Genomic DNA, 24,615 nt, shown 5'->3' with positions numbered 1-24,615 from the left:
ACCAAAAACTGCACACCAAAACTATCTTAAAACGGGCTTGCTAAAATGGGGGCACTACAATCCCTTGCTTATCTAAACTCAATCATCGAAATAAACGGACACAGGCAAATCCCGTTCCATCAGATTTTCACCAGGAACCCAGCCCAGACGTTCGCAAAAAACGCGATAGCGCAATTCAAACATGGATCTGATCTGTGGTTGAAAATACTCGTAGTGATTGGGATCTATTTGCACAAACATGTTTCTCTCCATTGATTTGAGGGAGAGAAACTGTAATGCAATTCATGCCTGAGTTTAGGATACTTTTCTCAATTACACGAAGTATATACTCAATTATACGAAGTATATAAATGTGTGATTATTCATAGCAAGCGAATGTTCAAGCTCAAAAACAGAAAAGAACTGGTTATAAAAGACACCAGAAAAACAACAAACTAAAGATTTAACGAAAAATAAACCAGGATGGCGTCATATCTATCTCTTTGATTATATGACACTCTATGAATAGTCCTTCTGGTCATATTCTTTGAAGTATATTCTTTTTAGAGTTTCAAACAGTTTGTTCTAGAGTGATGTAAAATTGACCGCTGCCTGTGATCTTAAGAACATTGAATTTCTGATTGTTGACGACAATCCTGTGATGCAGCGTATTGTGAAAACAATCCTGCGCGCCTTTGAGGTCAGCAATCCACGGGTCGCCTCTTCGGCGGAAGAAGCCATTCAGGCACTGCGGACCATGCCAGCGGACATTGCCATTATTGACCTGGATATGGCGCCAGTGAATGGCAATGACCTTATCCGTCAGCTTCGCACAGAAGACAGTAGCCCGACACCCTATATTCAAATTATTGTTCTAACCGCGCTTGCAGAAAAAACAGATGTCACAACAGCACGTGACAAGGGTATGAACGAATTCATTCTCAAACCCCTGTCACCAATGATGTTGTACAAAGCCATTGAGCGTATCATTAAACATCCACGCCCCTTTGTCCGTATTGAAAGCTATGTCGGTCCCTGTCGACGGCGTAAACATGATAATTCCAAAGATGATCAGCGTGAAGAGGATGACGTGAGCTTTATTCCAGAGGACACATTTCCCTGGAACAGGAACATTTAAAAACCAAGGCATCCATGACCGGGGATTTCGAAAAACTCTATAACAATGCCTTGAGACGCGCCGCGCCCTCACGAATAACAGCTTCATCCTGCCCACCGATGAAGAGATATGCGTAACCATCCTTGCGCCAGCTGGCAGCAGCCATTCCCTCTAGCTCATCCATACCGATTGCTTCTGTGTCACCTTTATCCGTTCGAATAATGCAAAGCGCAACGGGCTGCCCTTCAGGCGAGAGATAAGCCAACTGGACCAAAGGCTTTCCTTTGAATCCCAATAACTGTGCCCGTTTAAAAATCAATTCGGAACCAGATGTCATTTTGGCCAGATCAATGCCCATTTCAACAGACAGGTTATCAAGGTTCTTCTGTATCTGTTCCGGCGTTAATTCAATGGTATCCAGTGTCTGGCCAACATAAAGCGATTGATATGCAGCCACATAACTCTTCCACCCCCGGGCTTCGTCTGGCGCAAGGTACGTCCTTGCAAACAGGCCGCCAATAATAAGGCTAATTAAAACAGATGCCGCCAAAGATCCTGCATAAGCCCAGTTACCGGAACGCCTGTTTGATACAGTCGCATCCTCTGTCAAAACAGAGGGTAAATCAGGTGCCTGATCCCTAACCTGCTGCATTGCTTTTTTTAGCTCATCTACAGGTAAAGAAAGATCTTCGAGGCGCGTTTTTAAAACAGCATCAACCTCAAGAGCGCGCTCTATTTGATAGGCCAGATCATCAGTCGCTTCCCCATCAAGAAAAGCCGTCAGATTTTCGTCTGTGAACTGTGTCATCCGGCTCATTCCGTACCTGTCTTTTCTTTGTCCATTCTTTGCGCAATCCGTCCACGTGCCGCCGCCAGCCGGCTCATCACTGTGCCAATGGGTATATCCAGCACCTCAGCCGCATCCTTGTAGCTAAAGCCTTCGACATAAACCAGCAGAACGGTCACACGCTGTGCTTCGGGCAAGAGATACACCTCTTTTAACACTTGAGAAGCGTATATATTCGTTTCTGTATCCGCCTTTGTATCCGGCAGATCAATATCGTTAACGGAAACCAGCCCACCACCACGACGAACAGCCTGGGATCGTAATTCGTTTAGCCAGATCCGTTGTGCAATTCGGAATATCCAACGATCCAGATGCGTACCGGTTTCAAACCTGTCGGCCTTTTCCAGCGCCCGTTCACAAGCAGCCTGTGCCAGATCGTTCGCACTATCCCTGTTTCGCGTCAAAACCAGACAATAGCGCCACAGACGGGGAAAAATTTCAGCTAATCCCCGCCGGACACTCTCTCTTGATTTCTTTTGATCAAAGATCCGAATAGTTCCGGCCTTTCAGCAATTTATTTAAACAAAACAGTCTGTACCCCAGCGTTATCAAATCACCTGACTGTCACAAAAAATCAGTACAACAACTACCCGGATATCACGTTCTTATGTTTCCAGACAAAGCTCTCTATAGTCTTATCGGGTACAAATCCAACTGACGCAATTTGAATTCATTACGTTTTCGCCCCCATAGCCTTGGCCATATGATTGAGCCGCCCGAGAAGATCTTGAAATTCACCCATTGAAATACCTACAGAGCAAGAAACGGCATGCTGCATCTTCGCAACCCCCTCCTCAAGCGATCGCCCCTTCGCCGTAAGTTTGATCATCACTTTGCGCTCATCCTCGGCAGAGCGATTGCGGCTGACGAACCCGGCCAGCTCCATTCGTTTCAACAAAGGAGATAACGTACCGGAATCAAGACCGAGATCCTTCCCCAATGCATTCACCGTGGTCTCCCCCCCTGGTTCCAGCGCCAGATACACCAGATACTGCGGATAGGTCAGGTTTAGTGCTTTCAGATAAGGTTGGTATTTTTTGATAATCGCCTGTGAATTGCGATAAAGCGCAAAACAAAGCTGTTCTTCCAACTGTGAAACTTTTGACAAGCGGGATTTCTTTGACACATCGGATATCTTTGCCGAAGGCTTGATCCCGGAAGGTTTTTTATGCGCGCTGTTCATCATTTAGTCCGGGCGGGCTTGTTCTGTATTCCTGAATTTCCCAAGAGTACCTTACCGCATGATCTTTGCAACGGGAAAACTGTTCAGGAACGTTAAAGCGTACTACCTTTGTCTTTGACATAAACAGAGGTAGCACGCTCTAATCCAGCTATCGCTTTTCAGCTGCCGCAGTATTACGAAGCAAGCTTGAGTTCAACATCCACGTTACCACGTATTGCGTTTGAATAGGGGCATACCTTGTGCGCTTTTTCAATAAGGTCATTTGCAACCGATGCTTCTATTCCCGGAAGACTGATGTTCAAAACGACAGCAATGTTATAGCCGCCGGGGATGGGTCCGATACCAACCTCGCCCGCGATTTTTGCGTCATCCGGGAGCGTCACCTTTTCATGACCAGCAACGACCTTGAGCGCGCCAATGAAACAAGCGGCATAACCCCCCGCAAACATCTGTTCAGGGTTCACGCCCAACGTGCCTGCGCCCCCAAGCTCCTTCGGAGTTGTCAGAACAATATCCAGTGCCCCGTCATTTGATTTAACCGTTCCTTCGCGGCCACCTGTGGCTTCTGCATATGCGGTATAAACAACTTTCTCTAACTTCTGTGCTGCTTGACTCATAATATTTACTCCAAGTAAAATTTAAATTGTGAGGCATTATATTGTACACAACTTAAATTATTCAAGGCATATTTAACAATTATCTCCTGAAACTCGAATTCTGATTAAAGGGAAAGAGATATTTGAAGCTAAAACTTCAACAACTCCGGGTTAAATGAAAACGGAATACATATTATCTTTTTATCTTTTTATCTTTTTATCTTTTTATCTTTTTATCTTGGCGGTATTTCTCCTTGCAAAATCGGATTCCGCGCAATGAAATCTTGCATAAAATCCCGTAAACATTTCGCCCGGGTACTCAACAAACGCCCCGTAGGCCACACAGCAAAAATTTCCCGTGGCGCTCCTTGCCATTCCGGTAACACACGTGCCAGCGTCCCCTCACTCAATTCTGTCTCAATTTCACTGACAGGCAACAGGACGATACCATGCCCGTCCCGGGCCAATTGTCTTGCCAGTGCAATATCATCAATAACGGTTGTTGCCCGGGGGCGCATTTCCTCCCAACGATTTTTATTCACAAAACCTTCCGGGCAATACTGCAGCCTCCATAATGGCATTGTGTTTACAAGAAGAATTCTGTGCTCATGAAAGATGTCAAGATCATCTGGTTCACCTTTACGGGCAAGATAGTCAGGCGAGGCAACCAGAATCGTCGCAACACTGCCCAATTTCCTCTGGAAAAGTTGAGAATCTTCCTGCGGGCCAATTCGCAAAGCCATATCAACCTGACCTTGATGAATATCCTTGGTCTGATTACTCAGGAAAAGGTTGAGTTGTATTTCCGGGTAGAGCCGGATGAATTCCGACCACATCGGCTGCAGAATTCCGACAGATGCATTTGTGGGTGCCAGTACTGTCAGTTTACCGTTTAATTGATGCACATCAGCACTTAAATTCCTGCTTGTCGCTTCAAATTGCTGCACCAGGTCTGCATAGGCCTGATAATAAACCTCTCCTTCTGCAGTCAAATTGAACTTGCGTGCAGAACGATGAACAAGCTGACACCCCAGTTTCTCTTCCAGCTTTTGTAATCGGCGCGAGACCGTTGCCGCAGGCAGGTTCAAATCTTGCCCCGCAGCAGAGAGACTGCGATTTTCTACAATGCGAACAAAAAGGGAAATATCGTCAAACATAGTTTCATATATGGAATTTAAAAACTCATTATTAGATATATATCCTGATTATGAAAACATATAAAGATATCTCCTGTAACACACCCCTTTTTAACGGAGATACAAATGAGCAAACTCTGGATTAGTGCAGGCATCGAACTTCAGGATGGCGCCGATTTAAAGGCAACAAAAAAAGCCCTCTGCCAGCTGGTTGAAGATACAATCAAAGAACCCGGCTGCATCACATTCGAAATCTTACAACAGCAGGACAAACCTGAATGCTTCACACTTTGGGAATGTTGGGTGAACGACGATGCCTTAACAGCCCATTTCGAAGCTCCACACACCAAAGCTTATCTGGAAAACAACTACACCAAGGTCAGTTATATCGAACGCCTGCAGATGAATACTGCGGCCTAGACAAAATGAAACACCGCATTGTCTTTTCAATCCTGATGTCCCTTATTCTTTCCCTTTTGATGACCTGTTGGGTTACCTGGATAAATTTGGGATGGGGGCCAGACTTCATAGCAAAGTGGTTCATCGCCTTTCGGTTGGCTTGGCCAGCAGCTGCCATAATAGCCTTTGCCTTAGGGCCTTTCATCCAATTAACAAGTCACCAGATCGTTCGTAAAATTTCTTAATTAATACAGGTAGAAAAACATGTCACTTGAACGGATCAACTATCCAGAACTTGGGTTACCGGTTGGACCTTATAGCCATGCCGTTATTCAAGGGAATACTCTTTACACATCAGGCTTCACAGCCTTTGGGACACCAGAGCAAAGTGCTTCGATAGCAGAGCAGGCAAAAGCAATTTTCGCTCAATTGGAAATCATTGCCAAAGCTCAGCACATATCCTTACAAAATCTTGTTAAAGTTACAATTTTTGTGACAGATATGTCAGATATTGACGCTCTTCGAGTGGCACTTACACAAATCTATGGCGATCACACCCCAGCGAGTTCTTTGATCAAAATCGACGCCCTTTTTGCACCAGAATTAAAGATTGAAATTGAAGCAATATTCGCGCTTTAACTCCTGAACATGATAAAATTCAGGTGCAAACTATTCGGGAAGACTGTTGCTTCCATCATTAAGAGGCCGCTGCATGAGAACGCTATCCATCCAGCGGCCAAATTTAAAACCTATAGACCTGATTGTTCCAGATAACTCGAACCCCATTTTTTGATGAAACGCAATAGAAGGCAGGTTTTCAGAATCACCAATGACAGCGATCATCTGGCGATAACCGCGGGTCTCGCATTCAACAATCAGGTCATTCAACAGCAGACGACCAAGCCCTGTGCCACGGGCATCTTTGTGAACATAAATCGAATTTTCCACCGTATAACGATAGCCTGGGCGGGGACGATAGGCCGACGCATAAGCGTAGCCAACGACCTGTTTGTTCCTTACCGCAACCCGATAGGGATACCCCCCCTCAACGACACCATTTTTTCGCTTTAACATTTCAACGTGATCTGGTGGCGTTTCTTCCCAACTCGACACCCCGTGCAATACTTCATCAGCATAAATTTCCTGAATAAAGGGTATATCGTCGTCGTCAACATTTCGGAATGTTATTTGATCTTTAGGTAAGTTACTCATGATGATCTGATTTCTGGAAACAATGCCATTTACTATCATTGTTATAACCAGATTCTTGCAAGAGCCAAGTATGGTCATCAACAAGTATGGTCATCAACAAGTATGGTCATCAAATAGCTGCGCAAGAATACAGCCATTGAAAAGAACAACCTTATCTAAGGCAACATTTATACTTCAGCCAAATTTGTAACCCGTCGATCATCCTCGGTGTTTCCTGTGTTAACGGTCGTCGCAGGTTCCAGAAGAATAACCTCGCAAATATCAGACATTGCAACCGGACAATGTTCAACACCGTGGGGGACAATGATGAATTCCCCTTCATGAACCATTTCATCCCGATCACGAAACTTCATCATCAGGCTCCCCTTGTGAACAAGAAACAATTCATCTTCAACGGCATGATGATGCCACACAAACTCGCCTTCAAACTTGGCAAGCTTGATCATCATATTGTTTACCTGTCCTGCAATCCGCGGGCTCCAGGTTTCCGTAAACTTACTGAAAGACTCATCCAGATTTTTTGTTGAAAATCTTGAAACATGATCGTTTACATCCGCGACATCTTTCAAAATAGAACGGAGCTGTGCATCCAGATCATTTCCTTGTGCGGGATATATTCCATCCAAAGCAGCTGTGCCGATTGTAAAACCGCCCGCCCCCGAACTTTTGACATCAGCTATGCGTGCTTTGGTGTCAATTGATCCCGCCATGATCACAGGTTTATCCGTAACGGCACACACGGCCGCCATTAGTTTGCCAACGTCTTCCCGTGACCTATAGGCAAGAAGATCCAAACCATCCACCCCTTCACGTGATGACAGATCCTTTGCACTGGCCGCAATTTCCTCAATAGTCCCCTCAAGGGTACTCGGATGCCCCACAATTTTGCCCGGGAAGGGGTAATACTGGATGCCAGCACCTTTTATAATAGGTAATACCGCGTCAACATTGGTGCCGCCGAGCAAGATATCAACCCCGATTTCCACCGCGGCCTGCGCCGAAGCAACTTCGCTATCCCGATCCAAGGAAACCACCTCAAGGTAACTCGTTGCTCCCCCTTTTTTGATTGACTGATTTAACTTTTTCAAACGCTCAAAAGGAAGGCCAACATCCTTGAAACCAATATGATGGACACCAGCAGCAAGTGCAGTTTGTAAATGCTTCTCTGCATCATCAACGGTTTTATCATTCCGTGTCAGCATAAAGATAAATCGTAATCCCATTACGCGAAGTCCTTCATTTGAACTTTAACCAATTGTTGTGCATAATTTATTGCAGTTTCAAAGCTTGCGGCATCAGCAACTCCCCGGCCCGCAATATCAAATGCAGTCCCGTGATCAGGACTTGTTCGAACAAAGGGCAAGCCAAGAGTAATATTAACACCGTTTTCAAGTCCCATATATTTTACAGGTATCAGTCCTTGATCGTGATATTGAGCCACAACAATATCAAATTTCCCTTTGCGTGCTTGCATAAATACCGTATCCCCCGGCCATGGACCGGACACATGAATATCTTCTTTTTGTGCAGCTTTAATCGCAGGGGAAATAATTTCAATTTCTTCACGACCAAACAGGCCGCTTTCACCAGCATGGGGATTTAGGCCTGCAACGGCAACTTTTGGATTTTCAAAACCAAGAGCTGTTGCTCCTTCATGAGCCAATCGAATAGCCGACAACTGTGCGTCATAATCTGCACGTTTAATAGCCTCAGACAACGAACAGTGGACAGTTACCAAGACAGTGCGAATTTCATCATTACCCAATAACATGGCAACGCGTTCAGCACCGCCAAAGTCTGCTAAAATTTCAGTGTGACCCGGATACTCAATACCCGCAATAGAAAGAGCTTCTTTGTGAATTGGTGCTGTCACAATACCGCTTACTTTTCCATCTACAGCACTTCTAATGCTTCGAACGACGGCATCATAAGCCGCATTTCCGCACTCTGCAGCAACTTTTCCATAGGGTGGCAAGGACGTGAAACAGCTTGTAGAGATGACCTCAATAACATCTGGTTCAAAACGCGCATCATCTATTCGATCCAGTATAGAGACGGTCATATCAGCTTTTAAGGCTTCGACAGCACGCTTCATGACATTGGGGCACCCGAATACAATATTTTTCGCGCTATCAGGTTGCTTCTTAAGACTAGCTACAACAATCTCGGGACCAATCCCCGCAGGATCTCCCATGGTAATTGCTAAAGGCTTCGGGGCATTATTCATTACATCACCTTTGCGAGTTCGAAATTGGAAGACAGAAGCTGTTCAACGGCTTGAGTGAGCGTGTTTTCAGAGCCAAATCCACCAGCTTTCATCGCAATAACAATATTCTCTCCATTCTCTAGTAGAGCGACACCAAATGGAAATCCCGGCTCGAATTCACCAAGAAGCAAAAACTCGTAAATATGTAACCTGTCGAGCAGTGCTTCCATTGTATCACCGCCAGTTGCGATTAAAGCACCATAGCAACCACTTTTCGCAAGCTCACTTGCCTTTAAAATAAGCTCGGATAAAACCGCATCTGGATTTCTTGTTCTCTCTTCCGGGGTCGTAAGGCAGGTAAGACTTTTAACTTTTTGTGCATTTTTAACCTGAGCTTTACTCACTGCATTAGCACTTCCCACCACAATCAAAGGATTTTCGCGATGAGGTATCGGTTGATTGCAAACTTTTTTGTCAAATTGTGTCGCAGCCAACGCAATTGCCAACCCCGGAGACCCAATCCACAATATTTCCTCTGGGCGATCAAAAGCGCGTACCTGCTTATTAAGATCCTTTTGCGTATCAGCATCAAGGATAACGACGTTCTTGATTGCTGAAGGAATCAAATCTCTGATCAAAGCTGTTTTAGCAGGATGAACAGGATCATTTGCATAGGAAGATTGAGAAACAGGGATATCATGAACAAATTGCCGACCATTTCGTGTTGTTCTTCCTGCATCAGGAAATGCCGGTGCGATAACAACCTTCTTACGGCCAGAGACTTCATAAACAGCTTCCAATTCTGCTTTGATATGACCCCGTAAAGTAGAATCAACAGTCTTAAAAAGAATCGCGCAATCAGGTACCTGCTTCATCGCCTGCCTTACAGCACAAGCGGCTTGGGTTTCACTTAACGACCGGCTACGACAATTAATCGAAATAACGTCTGCCAATGCATTTGAATAATTATCTGATGTCGGCCTGCAAACTGTGACTTTAAGTCCTCTTTCCAGAAATGGACCTGCCCCATCCGCCGCACTCGTCAGGTCATCTGCAATAACAACAACCGTTGGATATTTTGAATTTGCATTTTTCATACCGTGATAATATCAAACAAATAAACAATGAATATCTATATGAAATAACCAATACTCGTGATATATAATCACGAATGAAACGGTCCGACATTCCCTCTTTAGATGATATACGCGCCTTTGAAGCCGTTGCCCGGCTGGGTTCTGTTAAGGCAGCATCAGAAGAACTTGCCCTGACTCATGGCGCGGTCAGCAGGCGCATCACCAAGCTATCCCGAGACATTGGTATCAAATTATCAGAACCCGAAGGTCGAGGTATTCGCATAACCAGAGAAGGAGAGATCCTAAACAAAGCTGCACGTAACGCATTGGATGAGTTGATTACAGCTGTTGCAACAATCAAGCATGATACAAACAATAGTCCTATTGTTCTTTCCTGCGAAAGATCAGTCGCAATGCGCTGGCTTATTCCAAGATTAAGTGATTTTCAGGATCGTTATCCAGATGTCGAACTCCACCTGTCCGTGGGCGGTGGTACTCTGGATTTTAAACGTGACAGAATAACGCTGGCTATTCGCAGGCTGGATTTTCCGCTAAACCCGGATTGGGAAATAAATGTCCTCTCACAAGAAAAAACAGGGCCTGTGATGCAACCCGGTATGCGTGTGCATTTCGATAATCATAACTACATCGGCCTGGCATCAAAAACCCGCCCCAAAGCTTGGCAAGAATGGTTATTTCGACAAAACGGCCCACCTACCCCGAGAGAAATCCGCACACTGGACCATCACTTTTTGATGATTGAAGCAGCCGTGAATGGTCTTGGCGTTGCACTTTGCCCCTATATTCTAGCTAGGGATGATTTGGAAAAAGGGCGCTTAATCGCCCCCCTGGGCTTCAAAGAAGACGGCAGCCAATACGGCTTAATTTACCCTAAAGATATTCGCGTTACACAACAGATTGATCTTGTTAAAACATGGCTGAAAGAGATTGCCAGTAGTGTTTAGCAGAACAGCCATAGTACGAACCTATCTTTAAGAGAAAAGAAAGCATAACTTTAGTTACCCGAGTTGACTTCTACTCCGAGGAGATGGAAATAGCGGTCATATATTTTCTCGTACTCACCATTGTCTTTTATCTTCTGCAAAGCCCGGTTGAATTCTGCACAAAGATGATCATCCCAGAACCCCATACGGCTATAAGCAACGGGAAGTATATCATGCACCGTGAACTTACTAGCCAACGCACCATTCCCACTTACTTTTTCCAAACTGTGCAGGAAAATAAAAAGATCGCCCACGCTCACATCAACGCGCCCATCCCACAAGGCCTGAGCTTGTACACCAGGCTCTGAAGCAACAGCAAAGGTACTATCATCAATCATTGCAGAGAACTCTGGGCCAAAAAACTCTTTTGCCCCTTGAAAGGCAATAATATTAAGCCCTCTAAGATCCCCTATTTTTTCAAGCGAGTGATTTTCTTCTGCCCGGGTTATCGCAACATCACGAAACCTGAAAACAGGATCAGACCGACATCCCTGAATTTCAACACTGTCAAATAAATTGGAAACAGCATCAACCTTGCGACGGTTGAAATCCTGCCATAACCTGTTGTTCGGACGCCCGAAGACAAAAACAGGTTCGTGATCGGGAATCTTTTGGAAAACCGCTGTAATAATATCTGTGAAAATACCTGTTTCACCTTCGGCAATATAATAGGGTTCGAAATTACCCATACCAATAGTGACTTCTTTACCTGAGACCTGTGATGAAAAGAAAAACAGGCCAAGACAAAAAAGCTGCAAGTGCTTGAATAGAACAATCAGCAATCGTGATGCCAATTCTGTGCTCCCGTCAGAGAAACCTAGTATACCAACCTTACATATCCAAAAAGATAGTAACAAACATTAATAATTTCCTTAACTCCATGCCTCTTGTTATTTCGTCTTTTCAACAGAAACCGGAAAAACCCTATTCTACTAATGATCTGTGTTTCTTTTCACAGACTTCAAGGTAATCAATGAGCCGACGCGTCAAACCTTCGCGGGGGGCATTCGGTGGCCAAATGGTATAAACAGGTAAACTTTCAACTGTCCATTCGGGGAAAAGCTCAATCATACGCCCCTGCTTGATATCCTCAGCAACCAGAAAATCTGGCGGTGTAATGATACCTGCCCCGGCGCGAGCCATCTGTACAACAGCATGAATGCTATCCAACACAATTTGCGGTTCATAGGTTAGGCATATGGATTTGCCTGATTGATTTGTTAACAGTTTGTCATTTGGTCTCATTTTAAGACCAATGAAATTCCAGTTCGACAGATCCTGAATTTTACGAGGTTCCGGATGTTTTTTGTAATAGTCCGGCGAGACAACAAGCTTACGCTTGAGGTCAGTCAACTTCTTCGATTTCAAAGTGCTGTCTTGCACTGTTCCTACACGGATAGCCAGATCAATACTGTCACGAATAATATCCTGTTGATGATCACTGAAATTAACAGAAAGGTTTATTCTGGGGAAAGCCTGTGCAAAAGCGGCCAGATCATTGACCAACGGTCCGTGAATAAATCCGGCTGGCAGAGTAATGTTTAACTTACCCGCAGGTTCGGCTGCTCTTTGAGCAATAGCATCAAAACCGCTTTCTGCCAGCGCCAGCATTTCCTTTGCATAACCAAAAAGTTTCTCTCCATCGTTGGTCAATGACAGGCGGCGGGTTGAACGATATAACAGTGCGACCCCAAGCTTGTCTTCCAGTTGAGAAACATGATGGCTGATCACAGAAGGCGACAGTGCCAACTCGCGTGATGCAGCCCGAAAAGACCCGGTTTCAACAGTCTTGGCGAACACCGCCATAGCACGCAACTCATCAATCATTAGGGAATATTTTCAAACAGTGACAACTAATTAATTTATACTATCATATAATAATGAGAAAACTACAACTGACAGGCTTTTCAAGTTTTTACCAACCATCAAGATATAAGTGAATACGGATACTGTAAAAACGAATTGGTCGAGTAATTAAGTACTCAGAAAAATCATCACAACAAAGATCAAAAAGAAAAGCGATAGATGGCCTTATCTATCACCAAACCATTAACCCTTTTAAGATAACATAAAGTTGGAAACCCAATCAGGTCATCGTCTTTAGGTTTTCCTGATTAGATGTGAAATAGTATCGTAATCTTTTCTGGCCCCGAACGAACAAAACAACCAAAAGAGAACTAAACACACCAATAACCATTCCCATTAAAATTTGAAACGGAAAATAATTTCCGACCAAGATGGTGCCCCACGCATTTGCAATACCAAGGCAGAAAAGGGTGCTGCAGAACACAAATCGTCTGAACCATATCATACACGCCAGTATAAGCGTGAATAGAAAGATCGGATAAGGTCCCATCCACTGCCCTAACGAAGTTCCTCTCATCCAGGAATATCCGACACTAATATCGCCAGGCGTTACAAGCGGATAAGCCCATGCAACCAAGTGGTTAATACCTGTAGCCACAACAATGGTCGAAATTACGGGTAAAATTCCTTCAATGATATCGTCATTTTTGCTCAGGACGAGGATTAACAGCCCCGAAACAGCAATTAGCTGCGGCCACCATGATAAAAACCTCCCCCAGTCAATTAGCCATAACGCTGCATCTGAAGTCGCATTGATCATCGTAAAAATATCTAAATTCAGGTCCTGCATTTACACACCAAAACTTTTTTGTCTTTAACTGAAATTGTCACAAGAATATTTTCAAAGCCTTGATTCGCATCAATTTTCATAAATTCCATCTATAAAAGAAATAACCTGTGCCAAATCATAAGGCTTTTAGCCTGCTAGATATAAAATTAGATATAAAATGTGTTCCTTACAGAAACCTGACGGGTATCTATATTTCACTTCAATCACCTGAAATATTTAAACCTGACACTTTCCCTTGTTGAACTCACAGTTTTGGACGATAAGCTGGCGTACCTGCATTTTTGAAATTAGCGATTTATTCATGCCAACTCTTTCCCTCTTTAATATTGCCGCCATTACCATCACACTCGCCGCCTGTTTCGGGTACATTAATCATCGCTGGCTTCGAATGCCGATTTCTATCGGACTGGTCATCATTGCCCTAGTCGCTTCGTTTTTTGTAATGTTGGCAGATATTATCTTACCCGAACTAGGTATTCAGAACGCTGTAAGGCTTTCCCTTGCTCAAATTGATTTCCATGAAACCCTGATGAAAGGGATGTTGTCTTTTCTTCTCTTTGCCGGCGCCCTGCACGTTGACATAGAAGATCTGTTACATCGCAAGTATGCTATCACTCTTATGGCAACCTTTGGTGTGTTGATATCCACCTTCCTGATCGGCTTTGCCATGTTTTATCTGACGGGCCTTATCAATCTTGAAATCCCGCTGATTTACTGTCTGGTTTTTGGCAGCCTTATTGCCCCAACCGATCCCGTTGCGGTGCTGGGTATTCTCAAGACAGTTAAAGTACCTTCCTCTCTCAAAGCTAAAATAGCCGGGGAAAGTCTGTTCAATGATGGTGTCGGTGTTGTCGTCTTTACCATTCTGGTCGCTATTGCAACCCAAACCCCATCAGATGACGCCATTGGTGCTTATGAAATCACCCGTCTCTTTTTGCTAGAAGCTGGTGGAGGTGCCGTTCTGGGTCTTGCTACCGGGTATATTGCCTATCTGGCCCTTAAAAGTATTGATGAATACACGATCGAAGTTCTCATTACACTTGCGCTGGTCATGATGAGTTACAGCCTGGCTTATGCCCTACACTTTTCCGGCCCCATTGCCGTTGTGATTGCCGGACTTCTCATAGGGAATAGAGGTATGCGCTTTGCTATGTCAGATAGCACACGCGACCATGTGCACAAATTCTGGACCTTGCTTGATGAAATCCTGAATGCGGCCCTTTTCCTGATCATCGGGTTTGAGATCTTGGCAATTACAGAAACAGCAACAAATCTTGTTGCAACTTTGCTCATGATTCCTGTTGTTCTTTTGGCGCGTTTTATTGCTGTCGGTCTTCCCATCAGCTTACTCAGTTTGAAAGCAAAATACACACCCGGTGCCATTGCCGTACTCACATGGGGCGGTCTTCGCGGCGGCATATCTGTTGCATTGGTACTCTCTCTTCCCAACATTCCAGAAAAAGAAAGTTTGCTCGCAATTACCTATGGTGTTGTTATTTTCTCGATCATCATTCAGGGCCTAACAGTCAAAAAAGTCGTTGAACGCTTCGTGAAATAAACAAGCCCGGAACATAAACTCTGAACATAGACAAAACTGGATACAGAAAAGGCAGTGAGAAAATATTCTCTGCCTTTATACATATGCCAGAAACTCAATTAACGTTACATAGATCCAGTCATACCCATTTCCCAGAAACCTGCTTCAAGTCTGGTTGCCGTTGCAAAGGTATTGCAGAGATCTTTCCAACGCCCTGAATTCTGATAGTCTTCACCCAGCCGAGACATGGCGACCCGCTCCAGCTGACCATAAGCACCCGCAGCTGCTTGCTGATAATCGCTGGAAGCATACATTTCAATCCAGGGGCGATAGGGATTGTTTTCCATGTCTGCCATATGCTCTTCGGCCAAGCGAGACCCAATCTCGGCATATCCCATGACACAAGGGGCCAAAGCAACCAACAGATCCAGAATATCACCTGAAAGCCCGCGTTCCATCACATAACGTGTATAAGCCAGGTTTGCAGATGCTTCTTGCTCCGCTTCCAGGACATCTTTTGCAATTCCCCACTCTGCACAGTAGCTGATATGCAACTGCATCTCATCGTTCAACAGCGCATTCATCGTCGCCGCAGCTTGGCGCATATCGTCAAGGTTATCGCTTTTGAAAACAGCAAGCGCATAGGCACGACCAAAATTAATCAGAAAGAGATAATCCTGAATCAGATAATGCTTAAAAGCATCTTTTGGCAAAGTACCTTCACCCATCCCCTGAACAAAGGGATGATAGACATATGACGTCCAATCGTCAGGACACTGTGCTTTTAGATCTTCGTAGAAAGACATGGCTTGTTGATTTCAATTGTTGGGTTTCAAACAAGAAAAAAGCGGTTCGGGAACCAAACCGCCAGCTAGATGTTGTTACTCAAAGTGCGTCTGGAAGCTTTACTTTAAGACCATCCAGTTCTTCGGTGATAATCAACTGGCACCCCAAACGCGATGTCTCAGTCAGATTAAAGGCAAGATCAAGCATATCTTCTTCGTCTTCAGAGACTTCTTCCAACTTGCCATACCAACTGGGATCAATGACCACATGACAAGTTGCACAGGCGAGTGATCCTTCGCAAGCACCTTCGATATCAATATCATTACGTTGAGCAATTTCGAGGACAGAAAGACCCAGTGGTGCATCCACTTCTTTTTCAGTTCCGTTATTTTCGACAAAAGTCATTTTTGGCATCTGCCAACTCTCCTAACATAGCATCGCTCTGCCATCATTTTAATGCGATAACCTGAATATTGCAGCTTATATACGCTGCCAAAGACCATTTTGGGAAGCTATTTTCGTTACCTGCTTGCGGAATAACGACCCCTTCATTCACTTACAAGCATTTCAAGACTTAAATTCATCTGCAGACCACTTGATTTATATGGGCTTTATTTATGGCCATAAAATTTCCCTGGGTAATTTAAAATCTTTTGTTGTGCATTTGGAAGACAAAAACTACCCTGATATGGCAATTAAAAGTAACTATCTCTCAAAACCAATCCAACCGTTTAATTCCACAATATAAAAATTAACGCTGCCAGTAATACTATTCGGCAATCCGATATCATTAATGGCGTCAATACGTGGTCCATTTTAGGAGGAAATCAACAATGAAATTTATAGCAAAAAAAATGGCTGCAGGGATACTGACTGCAACCACTTTGACCCTGAGCGCTATCTCTGCTCAGGCACAGGACATAAACTTTTTTACCATCGGTACTGGTGGTACTGCCTACACCTATTATCCAGTTGGTGGTGTCATCGCCAATGCTATTTCCAAACCGCCAGGATCTCGGCCCTGTGAAGAAGGTGGTAGCTGTGGTGTTGATGGGTTGATTGCCTCTGCCGTATCATCACGCGGCTCCGTTGATAACATCAATGCTATTCTTTCAGGCCTCAGAAACTCTGGTTTTGCCCAGTCTGATGTTGCCTATTGGGCCTACACAGGAACAGGCACGATGAAAGGCAAGGAGCCAGCAACAAAATTGCGTTCCATCGCGGCTTTATTTGAAGAGCATATCCATCTGGTTACTCTTGATAAAAGCGGCATCAACTCTGTTGCGGACCTAAAGGGTAAACGCGTTTCGTTGGACGAACCAGGTTCTGGAACCTACGTCGATGCAGGCCTTATTCTCGAAGCCAACGGCTTGGCACTGGATGATGTAACCGCAGAAGCCTTAAAAGGAAACGCTGCAGCAGAAGCCTTGAGAAATGGTAAGATTGACGCCTTTTTTGTCGTTGCAGGTTATCCAACGGGATCTTTAGTTGAATTGGCCTCAGCCGATGATATCAAGCTTGTTCCAATCGACGGTAAAGGAGCAAAGGCATTGGCAGAGAAATACGGCTTCTTTTCACAGAGCGTTATTCCAGCTGGAGCTTATGAAGGTGTCGAAGAAACACCAACGGTCGCTGTTGGGGCCCAGTGGTATACATCAGCAGATCAAGACGAAGAACTAATTTATCAAATCACCAAAGCACTTTGGAATGACAAGTCACGTAAATTATTGGATGTTGGTCACGCCAAAGGCAAAACAATCACCCTTGAAACTGCGCTTTCAGGTATCGGTGTGCCCGTTCACCCGGGTGCAGAGCGTTATTACAAAGAAGTTGGTCTCATCAAATAATCCAACTTCTTTCCGTTAGAAAGCGTTAGAGAAAACAACCCAGAGTCCCAAGATTATTAAAGATAACTTTGGGACCCTGGTTAAATAAAACGGGAACTAATCCCGGTCATAAACCTTATTATAAAGTCCCCGTAACAAGCCTGGGCAAGTCAGGAAACCAAAGTATGAGTGGCGAAAATTTAACAGCCGAACAACTGGCAGCAATAGAAGAGAAATACGACCCTGAAACGGCGTTTCGCCCAACGGGCCATATAATCACGCTCTTGGTGACTCTGTTGTTGGTTTCCATGTCACTTTACCATTTTTACGCCTCTGGCTTTGCTCTTATCCGCGAAGTTCTACACCGGGGTATCCATCTTTCTTTTGTCTTAAGTCTGGTATTTTTACTTTTTGGTTTCCGAAAAAAGATCACTAAAACTCTACAAACAGGTTTCTTTTATTTTAACGGCATTTCATTTCTCGATTTAATTTTTGCTATTCTTGCGGTGGTCACCGCCCTTTACCTACCACTTCTTCCACCTGAGCAGCTTGCTATCAGAGTAGGGAACCCATCGCAAAATGATATCTTGATGGGGACAACACTCTTGGTTCTCACACTGGAAGCCGCAAGGCGCTCTGTTGGCCCTACGCTCCCTATTATTGGTTTGATATTTATTCTTTTTGCTCTGTTTGGTCCCTTGGCCCCCGGTGCTCTGAAACACGGCGGCACCAGTTGGGTCGGTTTGGTTAATCATCTCTATCTGACCAATCAAGGGATTTATGGTATCGCCATCGGTGTCATGGCCCAATATGTTTTTCTTTTCATTCTGTTCGGTGTTCTGGCAACACGTATCGGCTTGGGGCAACTCTTTATCGATCTCGCAATGGTCATCGCCGGACGCTATTCCGGTGGCCCCGCAAAGGTCGCTATTTTTTCATCAGCTTTTATGGGAACCATTTCCGGATCCTCCATCGCCAACACAGTCACAACGGGCGCTCTGACCATTCCTGCAATGAAAAGGGTCGGTTATCCCTCACATTTTTCAGGGGCTGTTGAAGCAACCGCATCAACAGGCGGACAAATAACCCCGCCCATACTTGGCGCAGCAGCTTTTATTATGGTCGAGTATCTGGAAATACCACTTCGCGATATTCTGGCTGCGGCTCTATTCCCCGCCCTGTTACACTACTTTGGTATATTTATCATGGTTCACCTAGAAGCCAGAAAACTTGGCCTCAAAGGACTATCAAAAGATGAACTGCCCAAGACCGCTCTCGTTTTGAAACAGCACTGGCTATCAATCATACCACTGGCAATCCTTGTTTATTTAATACTAAGTGGAAAAACACCAGATTTTGCAGCCGTCTACGGGATTATTGCTTGTGTTATGGTCGGTTTTTTAAATCCCGTCAATCGACTGACCCTGACAGACCTATGGAACGCTCTTTCTCTTGGTGCAAAAAACACACTTGCCGTAGGGGCCGCCGCTGCCTGTGTCGGGATCATAGTCGGAGTTGTCACATTAACGGGTGTTGGCTTTCGTCTGGGATATGTCGTCATACAAACAGCGACAGATCTTGGTAATCTTATCGGTAATATATGGCCCCTGTCTTACTTTGCGATTGAACAGTGGGCACTGTTTTTCACTCTTATCCTTATTGCCCTATCCTGTATCATTATGGGGGCAGGAATTCCCACCACAGCCACCTATATTATTCTGGTTGCTGTCGCGGCCCCGGCCCTTGCTCAGTTGCAAATACAGCCGCTAGTTTCCCACTTTTTTGTCTTTTATTATGGGGTTTTGGCAGACATCACTCCCCCGGTTGCCCTCGCAGCTTATGCCGCCGCCGGAATAGCAGGGTCCAATCCCTTTAAAACCGGAAATACAGCTTTCAGGTTAGGCATTGCAAAAGCACTCGTGCCGTTTGTTTTTGTTTATTCGCCTGCCCTACTGCTTGTCGCAGATGGATTTACCTGGACTGCTTTTACAATCACTCTTACCGGTGCCATGATGGGGATCAGTTTGATTGGAATAGCCTTTGCCGGATATTTTCTTGCCCCTCTCAACACATTACAACGCTGGTGGGTTGGTTTGGTGTCTCTACTATTTATCGCACCAGGCTTAGAGACAATGGGCATTGGTATTTTACTTTTTGCCCCCATTCTTCTAGTGCAGATAAAACAACGCCAAAACCACGTACCAGAAATCATTCAGAGACAAGAATAATCAGTGACAGAGAAAGTATGAAAAGTCAGAAAATTATTCTATAGATAATCTTAGTTTCTTTACGGTTACAGCTAAAATCTCTACGGCCTCGTCCACCTCTTCTTCTGTTGTGAAACGCCCAAAGCCGATACGTAACGAAGCCAGAGCTTGATCATCGCTGTGTCCCAATGCTTTCAAAACATAGGATGGATCCAGATCAGCAGATGTGCATGCTGATCCCATAGACAGCGCCAGTTTTGGTGCCGCTTTCATAATATCTGCCCCGGAAACACCTTCGAAGGTTATATTAAGGTTACCCGGAATGCGTTGGTCTTCATCGCCATTAAATCTCAAGCCATCAACCTTGGTTTCAAGGGCATCTCGAAACTGCACACTCAACGAAGACAAGCGATCATATTCCGTAAATAAAGCCTCGTTGGCGTATTGAGCGGCAGCCCCCAGCCCGACACAAAGCGGTGTTGCCAATGTCCCCGAGCGAAAGCCGCGTTCCTGACCGCCACCATCCATCAAGGGTTCTAAACGCACCCGGGGACGCCTGCGCACATAAAGTGCCCCTATGCCTTTAGGGCCATAAATTTTATGTCCAGAGATGCTCATTAAATCAATTTGCATCCGGTTTACATCCAGCGGAATTTTGCCAATCGCCTGTGCAGCATCGCTATGGAACTTTGCGCCAACCTCTTTGCAAATCTCACCAATCCGGGTGAGGTTTTGAATAACACCGATCTCGTTATTAACGGCCATCAACGAAACAAGAGCCGTTTTTTCGGAAACAGTATCTTCCAACTGGTTCAGGTCAATCAAACCACCGTCATCAACAGATAACCGCACGACGTCAAAGCCTTCACGCTCCAGACGGGCAACAGATTCCAGAACACATTTATGCTCTGTGACTGCCGTTACGACCTGATCACGCGGTGTCCCTTTTGGATGATCCTGAATAAAACGCGCCGTGCCCTTAATCGCCAGATTATTTGATTCCGTCGCACCAGACGTAAAAACTATTTCCCTTGGGTCCGCCCCAATAGCATCGGCAATCTGTTCTCGGGCCTTGTCCACAACCTCTTCCGCTTCCCAACCATAAGCATGATCGACCGAGTGAGGATTGCCAAAGCTCTCGGTAAAATAAGGCATCATGTCCTTTACAACCCGGGGATCTGTCGGGGTTGTTGCCTGATAGTCAAGATAAATAGGCTTTTCAGATCTGTTTGCTTTTAACTGTGGCATTGTTTCTGGTTATTCGTTTTTAGCTATTGATCAGGGCATCGATACTTTACTTTATCAATTGGATAGTGCTCTTAATCTGGGCGTTCGCCCTTGCGCTTGAACAACGCAATCCAGGCATCCGCAAACAGATCCAGATCGTTGTCCGCACTGGCCCACCCCGTAGAAATACGGATTGCTTCTCCAGCCGCTTTTTCATCCGCCCCCATTGCCTGAAGCACGTGGGAAGTCTGAACCTTGCCCGAAGAACAGGCCGAGCCGGATGAAACCGCATATCCTTCCAGATCCAGTACCATAAGCTGTGTATCTGATGGCACTCCGGGCATTGTTATCGTTGTTGTATTTGGCACTCGTTCCACCTCTGCCCCAAAGACACGCGCCCCCGGTGCGGCAGTCAGCATCTTTTCTTCCATCTCGTTTCGAAGGTATGATTTTTTCTGCATCTCAGCCAAACCTTCACGAGAAAATTTGGCCGCCACTCCGAAACCTGCGATACCCGGCACATTTTCCGTTCCACCCCGGCGGCGACGTTCCTGCCCCCCGCCGAGTTGCTGGGATTTTATTTCCAACCCCTTGCCAAGAATAAGAGCCCCCACACCTTGTGGGCCACCCATCTTGTGCGAGGAAATTGTTGTAAAATCGATGTTCAACTCTTCGCAGTTAATATCCGTCTTTCCCGCGGCCTGAACAGCATCGCAATGAACTAGAGCGCCCTTTGCATGTGCGAGGGAAATAATCTCTTTTACGGGCTGCAAGACACCCGTTTCATTATTTGCCATCATAACTGAAACCAGTGTGTTTTCAGGATCAACAGCTAATAGTTCTTCAAGCGCGCTTAGATCAATTCGACCATGCTGATCCACTGGGATCCTGATTGCATTTTCACGAACCTGTAAAACAGAATCGTGTTCAATGGATGAGATTAAAACACGGGATCTTTCTGCCCCGCGCAACGCCAGATTATTTGCTTCCGTTCCTCCAGATGTAAAAACGATCCGGGCTGGTTTTGTCCCCATTAAAGATGCAATTTCAGCCCGAGCATCTTCCACCAGTCGTCGTGCGGCCCGGCCATAGGCATGAATAGACGATGGATTACCCGTTTGTTTCATCGCAGCCGTAACAGCATCAATCGCTTCGGGGCGAACAGGCGCGGTTGCATTATAATCCAGATAAATCGTGCGGTTCATAAAGGGCTATCACATTCTTTAAAATTGGGCTTAAATAAACTGGCTTAAATAGATAATCTGAACCAAATCAGGTCAACCCGTTTCAGATTACCCCATGAACAAACATAACGTTATGTTACAACGGTTCTCTGGCTCCAAGCATTCATTATTGAGCGGCAACACCGTCATTAGGTTCAGGAGAAATAAACATGTCCGACCCAGGATCAACACGCCGTTCGATCACATCTGCTATTGATACGCCATGAAGGTAACGATAGATGTGATTGGACAGACCTTGCCATAAATCATGGGTAACGCATCTGCTTTTGTCACTGCGGCAGCCGTGGGGTGACATGGGATTACAAGCCGTTGCCTTTATCGGTTCTTCAACGGCTTTGCAAATCTCGGCAATATCAGTATCTTTTGCCTCTTTAGCCATGCGATACCCCCCGCCAGGGCCGCGAATGGACATTACGAGTTTTTCGCGCCGAAGTTTTGCGAACAACTGCTCAAGATAAGAAAGCGAGATTTCCTGCCGGTCCGCTATCTCAGCAAGAGACACGGGGCGCTCATTGGCATAAAGAGCCAGATCAACCATTGCCATAACGGCATAACGACCTTTTGTGCTCAGTTTCACGGCCTTACTCTCCTAACTTTATAAATGGTTTTCCCGCATCATAACTACATCTATCCGGAAATGATGCTACCATTCTCTTTACGAAGGAGTTTTATCTCCAACGTCATCATTTTTGTCATTCTCAACTGACTTTGTCAGCAGATTTTTTTGATAATCTTCCTGACCTTCCAGTGCATTCAACCGACTTCGCAATGACTGAACCTCGTTCAACAGACCTTCCAGCGTCTTTGCCACCGGATCGGGAACATCACCGGTCGGGGTTCCATAGGCAACAAAGGGCTGATCTTCGATAACAGGCAGCGTCGGTGCAGAAAGTCGATCAGATTTGGTATTCACAACCTTGCCCGGAATACCTACCACTGTTGCACACTTTGGAATATCTTTGGTCACCACAGCATTGGCCCCGATACGCGCGCATCTGGATATTGTAATAGGCCCCAACACCTGTGCACCCGATCCAACGATCACCCCACATTCCAGCGTCGGATGTCTTTTTGTTCCCCGCTGACTGTCAGAATCGACACTAGGGGCAACACCGCCCAAAGTCACGCCATGATAAAGCGTCACATTGTCGCCAATGATAGAGGTCTCGCCAATAACAACCCCCATGCCGTGATCAATAAAAAAGCCTTTACCGATTGTCGCACCGGGGTGAATCTCTATTCCCGTGATAACCCGCCCGATATGGGACAGACTGCGGGCCAGCAAGCGCCAGTTACTTCGCCAGAGCTTGTTCGACAAACGATGGAGCGTAACGGCCTGAAAACCGGGATAACACAAAACCACTTCCATACGTGATCGCGCAGCCGGATCACGGGACATGGTTGCATCAATTTCGGCCTTAATTCTGTCGAACATGGGTTCGTTTCCTTGTGAACCTTTTTACTTTATTGAAAAAGGTATTTGGCTCAGGGCAAGCACTGGCTTATATACAATGCATTGAAAACACATTGCACATTGTCTGCGATATAATTATCAAGATCGTCAGGGTCAAGTGTAACTATAGTGTTTGGACCGACCACCTTGGCTAAGTCCGGGTCAGTCTAAACAGGTGCACGGCTGAAATAAAGCCTCGAAATTCGACGAAGGGGAACTGTGACTGCATGCCTGATATTATTTTGAACGGTCCGGAAGGACGTCTCGAAGGACGCTATTTTCACAATCCAACACCAAATGCGCCCATTGCCTTGATGCTTCACCCGCATCCACAGCACGGCGGCACGATGAACAACAAAATCGTTTACACGATGTTCAATTCATTCAAGGCACAGGGCTTTTCCGTTCTGCGTTTCAACTTCCGTGGCGTTGGTCGTTCACAAGGAACTTTCGACGAAGGTGAAGGCGAACTGTCTGATGCCGCATCCGCACTGGACTGGCTTCAGTCTGTCAACGCCAATGCAAGCCAGTGCTGGGTTTCCGGCTTCTCGTTCGGGGCCTGGATCAGCATGCAGCTTTTGATGCGCCGCCCGGAAATTGACGGCTTTATCTCTATCGCGCCCCCGGCAAACATGTTTGATTTCAGCTTCCTCGCCCCTTGTCCGTCATCCGGTCTGATTGTTCAGGGCGAGCGTGATGATGTTGTGCCGGAATCTGCAACGGCCAAACTGGTTGACAAGCTAAACGCCCAAAAAGGTATCGCAATTGATTACCGCGTTGAGCCAACCGCCGGACACTATTTCGAAAACGAGATGGAAATCATCGACAGCCATATTCAGGATTACGTCAGCCAGCGCCTGGTTGCTCCGGTTGAAGAGTAAGAGCTTGAGAATAAAGGTTGCAGGATAAATCTGAGATATATTC

At 45.4% G+C, this 24,615-nt stretch carries 28 protein-coding genes; 9 read left to right on the top strand and 19 right to left on the bottom strand.

Annotation, left to right across the window (positions count from 1 at the left end):
• Positions 1 to 78: 78 nt before the first annotated feature.
• A complete protein-coding gene (locus D9A03_RS19755) occupies positions 79 to 240 on the bottom strand; it encodes a hypothetical protein (RefSeq protein ID WP_162938077.1) in 162 nt (53 codons plus the stop codon).
• Positions 241 to 580: 340 nt separating this feature from the next.
• Here D9A03_RS19755 and D9A03_RS10300 point away from each other — a divergent pair, with 340 nt between their 5' ends.
• On the top strand, positions 581 to 1,117 hold the full coding sequence (locus D9A03_RS10300) for a response regulator (protein ID WP_120497101.1): 537 nt from the start codon (positions 581 to 583) through the stop codon (positions 1,115 to 1,117).
• Positions 1,118 to 1,154: 37 nt separating this feature from the next.
• On the opposite strand, the gene D9A03_RS10295 is transcribed toward D9A03_RS10300, so the two are convergent.
• From D9A03_RS10295 to D9A03_RS10275, 5 genes are all read right to left on the bottom strand, one after another.
• The gene (locus D9A03_RS10295) at positions 1,155 to 1,904 is read right to left on the bottom strand and encodes an anti-sigma factor (RefSeq protein WP_162938076.1); all 750 of its coding nucleotides are present in this window, start codon (positions 1,902 to 1,904) and stop codon (positions 1,155 to 1,157) included.
• A gap of 5 nt (positions 1,905 to 1,909) precedes the next feature.
• Positions 1,910 to 2,380, bottom strand: a complete 471-nt coding sequence (locus D9A03_RS10290) for an RNA polymerase sigma factor (protein WP_371682960.1) — start codon at positions 2,378 to 2,380, stop codon at positions 1,910 to 1,912.
• Positions 2,381 to 2,616: 236 nt separating this feature from the next.
• Positions 2,617 to 3,069, bottom strand: a complete 453-nt coding sequence (locus tag D9A03_RS10285; RefSeq protein ID WP_254055021.1) for a MarR family winged helix-turn-helix transcriptional regulator — start codon at positions 3,067 to 3,069, stop codon at positions 2,617 to 2,619.
• Positions 3,070 to 3,299: 230 nt separating this feature from the next.
• Positions 3,300 to 3,743, bottom strand: a complete 444-nt coding sequence (locus D9A03_RS10280) for an organic hydroperoxide resistance protein (protein WP_120497098.1) — start codon at positions 3,741 to 3,743, stop codon at positions 3,300 to 3,302.
• A 212-nt stretch (positions 3,744 to 3,955) separates the two neighbouring features.
• Positions 3,956 to 4,879, bottom strand: a complete 924-nt coding sequence (locus D9A03_RS10275; RefSeq protein WP_120497097.1) for a LysR family transcriptional regulator — start codon at positions 4,877 to 4,879, stop codon at positions 3,956 to 3,958.
• Between the two features lie 105 nt (positions 4,880 to 4,984).
• Here D9A03_RS10275 and D9A03_RS10270 point away from each other — a divergent pair, with 105 nt between their 5' ends.
• The 3 genes from D9A03_RS10270 to D9A03_RS10260 are packed head-to-tail and all read left to right on the top strand — an operon-like array spanning position 4,985 to position 5,896.
• A complete protein-coding gene (locus D9A03_RS10270) occupies positions 4,985 to 5,278 on the top strand; it encodes a putative quinol monooxygenase (protein WP_120497096.1) in 294 nt (97 codons plus the stop codon).
• Between the two features lie 5 nt (positions 5,279 to 5,283).
• Entirely contained in the window at positions 5,284 to 5,502 is a 219-nt protein-coding gene (locus tag D9A03_RS10265) for a DUF2798 domain-containing protein (protein ID WP_120497095.1), read from the top strand.
• 19 nt (positions 5,503 to 5,521) lie between these two features.
• On the top strand, positions 5,522 to 5,896 hold the full coding sequence (locus tag D9A03_RS10260) for a RidA family protein (protein ID WP_120497094.1): 375 nt from the start codon (positions 5,522 to 5,524) through the stop codon (positions 5,894 to 5,896).
• Between the two features lie 30 nt (positions 5,897 to 5,926).
• Here D9A03_RS10260 and D9A03_RS10255 read toward each other — a convergent pair whose 3' ends face one another.
• The 4 genes from D9A03_RS10255 to D9A03_RS10240 form a co-directional block, all read right to left on the bottom strand.
• Complete coding sequence (locus tag D9A03_RS10255; protein ID WP_254055020.1) at positions 5,927 to 6,508, bottom strand: GNAT family N-acetyltransferase; 582 nt, start codon at positions 6,506 to 6,508, stop codon at positions 5,927 to 5,929.
• A 128-nt stretch (positions 6,509 to 6,636) separates the two neighbouring features.
• On the bottom strand, positions 6,637 to 7,692 hold the full coding sequence (locus tag D9A03_RS10250) for a cupin domain-containing protein (protein ID WP_120497092.1): 1,056 nt from the start codon (positions 7,690 to 7,692) through the stop codon (positions 6,637 to 6,639).
• A complete protein-coding gene (gene pdxA / locus D9A03_RS10245; RefSeq protein ID WP_120497091.1) occupies positions 7,692 to 8,696 on the bottom strand; it encodes a 4-hydroxythreonine-4-phosphate dehydrogenase PdxA in 1,005 nt (334 codons plus the stop codon). The genes D9A03_RS10250 and pdxA overlap by 1 nt, the downstream gene beginning before the upstream one ends.
• On the bottom strand, positions 8,696 to 9,772 hold the full coding sequence (locus tag D9A03_RS10240) for a four-carbon acid sugar kinase family protein (protein WP_120497090.1): 1,077 nt from the start codon (positions 9,770 to 9,772) through the stop codon (positions 8,696 to 8,698). The genes pdxA and D9A03_RS10240 overlap by 1 nt, the downstream gene beginning before the upstream one ends.
• A gap of 74 nt (positions 9,773 to 9,846) precedes the next feature.
• Between D9A03_RS10240 and D9A03_RS10235 the strand changes: the two genes are divergently transcribed.
• Complete coding sequence (locus D9A03_RS10235; protein ID WP_120497089.1) at positions 9,847 to 10,716, top strand: LysR family transcriptional regulator; 870 nt, start codon at positions 9,847 to 9,849, stop codon at positions 10,714 to 10,716.
• Between the two features lie 50 nt (positions 10,717 to 10,766).
• Here D9A03_RS10235 and D9A03_RS10230 read toward each other — a convergent pair whose 3' ends face one another.
• The 3 genes from D9A03_RS10230 to D9A03_RS10220 all read right to left on the bottom strand — a co-directional run bounded on the left by D9A03_RS10230 (position 10,767) and on the right by D9A03_RS10220 (position 13,411).
• Positions 10,767 to 11,549: an ABC transporter substrate-binding protein gene (locus D9A03_RS10230; protein WP_254055019.1), complete on the bottom strand. Its 783-nt coding sequence runs from the start codon at positions 11,547 to 11,549 to the stop codon at positions 10,767 to 10,769.
• A gap of 130 nt (positions 11,550 to 11,679) precedes the next feature.
• Positions 11,680 to 12,582 carry a LysR family transcriptional regulator gene (locus D9A03_RS10225; protein ID WP_120497088.1) on the bottom strand — a complete coding sequence of 301 codons (903 nt, stop codon included), beginning with the start codon at positions 12,580 to 12,582 and terminating at the stop codon, positions 11,680 to 11,682.
• A gap of 259 nt (positions 12,583 to 12,841) precedes the next feature.
• The gene (locus tag D9A03_RS10220) at positions 12,842 to 13,411 is read right to left on the bottom strand and encodes a hypothetical protein (protein WP_120497087.1); all 570 of its coding nucleotides are present in this window, start codon (positions 13,409 to 13,411) and stop codon (positions 12,842 to 12,844) included.
• A gap of 301 nt (positions 13,412 to 13,712) precedes the next feature.
• Between D9A03_RS10220 and D9A03_RS10215 the strand changes: the two genes are divergently transcribed.
• Positions 13,713 to 14,969, top strand: coding sequence for a sodium:proton antiporter (locus D9A03_RS10215; RefSeq protein WP_120497086.1), 1,257 nt, complete (start codon positions 13,713 to 13,715; stop codon positions 14,967 to 14,969).
• Between the two features lie 104 nt (positions 14,970 to 15,073).
• Here D9A03_RS10215 and tenA read toward each other — a convergent pair whose 3' ends face one another.
• Together tenA and D9A03_RS10205 are read right to left on the bottom strand one after the other, a co-directional pair.
• Positions 15,074 to 15,754, bottom strand: coding sequence for a thiaminase II (tenA, locus tag D9A03_RS10210; RefSeq protein WP_120497085.1), 681 nt, complete (start codon positions 15,752 to 15,754; stop codon positions 15,074 to 15,076).
• Between the two features lie 79 nt (positions 15,755 to 15,833).
• Positions 15,834 to 16,148: a ferredoxin family 2Fe-2S iron-sulfur cluster binding protein gene (locus D9A03_RS10205; protein WP_120497084.1), complete on the bottom strand. Its 315-nt coding sequence runs from the start codon at positions 16,146 to 16,148 to the stop codon at positions 15,834 to 15,836.
• A gap of 419 nt (positions 16,149 to 16,567) precedes the next feature.
• On the opposite strand from D9A03_RS10205, the gene D9A03_RS10195 reads away from it, so the two are divergent.
• The gene (locus D9A03_RS10195; RefSeq protein ID WP_174233646.1) at positions 16,568 to 17,581 is read left to right on the top strand and encodes a TAXI family TRAP transporter solute-binding subunit; all 1,014 of its coding nucleotides are present in this window, start codon (positions 16,568 to 16,570) and stop codon (positions 17,579 to 17,581) included.
• Between the two features lie 164 nt (positions 17,582 to 17,745).
• Positions 17,746 to 19,788 (top strand): TRAP transporter permease, encoded by a 2,043-nt coding sequence (locus D9A03_RS10190; protein ID WP_120497082.1) that lies wholly within the window; start codon positions 17,746 to 17,748, stop codon positions 19,786 to 19,788.
• A 33-nt stretch (positions 19,789 to 19,821) separates the two neighbouring features.
• Here the strand turns inward: D9A03_RS10190 and D9A03_RS10185 are convergent, their stop codons facing one another.
• From D9A03_RS10185 to cysE, 4 genes are all read right to left on the bottom strand, one after another.
• Positions 19,822 to 21,015 carry an aminotransferase class V-fold PLP-dependent enzyme gene (locus D9A03_RS10185; protein ID WP_120497081.1) on the bottom strand — a complete coding sequence of 398 codons (1,194 nt, stop codon included), beginning with the start codon at positions 21,013 to 21,015 and terminating at the stop codon, positions 19,822 to 19,824.
• Between the two features lie 71 nt (positions 21,016 to 21,086).
• Entirely contained in the window at positions 21,087 to 22,199 is a 1,113-nt protein-coding gene (locus tag D9A03_RS10180; protein ID WP_120497080.1) for a cysteine desulfurase family protein, read from the bottom strand.
• A gap of 145 nt (positions 22,200 to 22,344) precedes the next feature.
• Positions 22,345 to 22,815 carry an Rrf2 family transcriptional regulator gene (locus D9A03_RS10175; protein WP_120497079.1) on the bottom strand — a complete coding sequence of 157 codons (471 nt, stop codon included), beginning with the start codon at positions 22,813 to 22,815 and terminating at the stop codon, positions 22,345 to 22,347.
• 78 nt (positions 22,816 to 22,893) lie between these two features.
• Entirely contained in the window at positions 22,894 to 23,673 is a 780-nt protein-coding gene (gene cysE, locus D9A03_RS10170) for a serine O-acetyltransferase (protein ID WP_120497078.1), read from the bottom strand.
• A gap of 245 nt (positions 23,674 to 23,918) precedes the next feature.
• Between cysE and D9A03_RS10165 the strand changes: the two genes are divergently transcribed.
• The gene (locus D9A03_RS10165) at positions 23,919 to 24,572 is read left to right on the top strand and encodes an alpha/beta hydrolase (RefSeq protein ID WP_046502762.1); all 654 of its coding nucleotides are present in this window, start codon (positions 23,919 to 23,921) and stop codon (positions 24,570 to 24,572) included.
• Positions 24,573 to 24,615 lie beyond the last annotated feature (43 nt).

It is taken from the genome of Kiloniella sp. EL199 (genome assembly GCF_900313065.1).
GTDB lineage: Bacteria > Pseudomonadota > Alphaproteobacteria > Kiloniellales > Kiloniellaceae > Kiloniella.
This window is presented reverse-complemented; position numbering and strand designations above follow the sequence as displayed.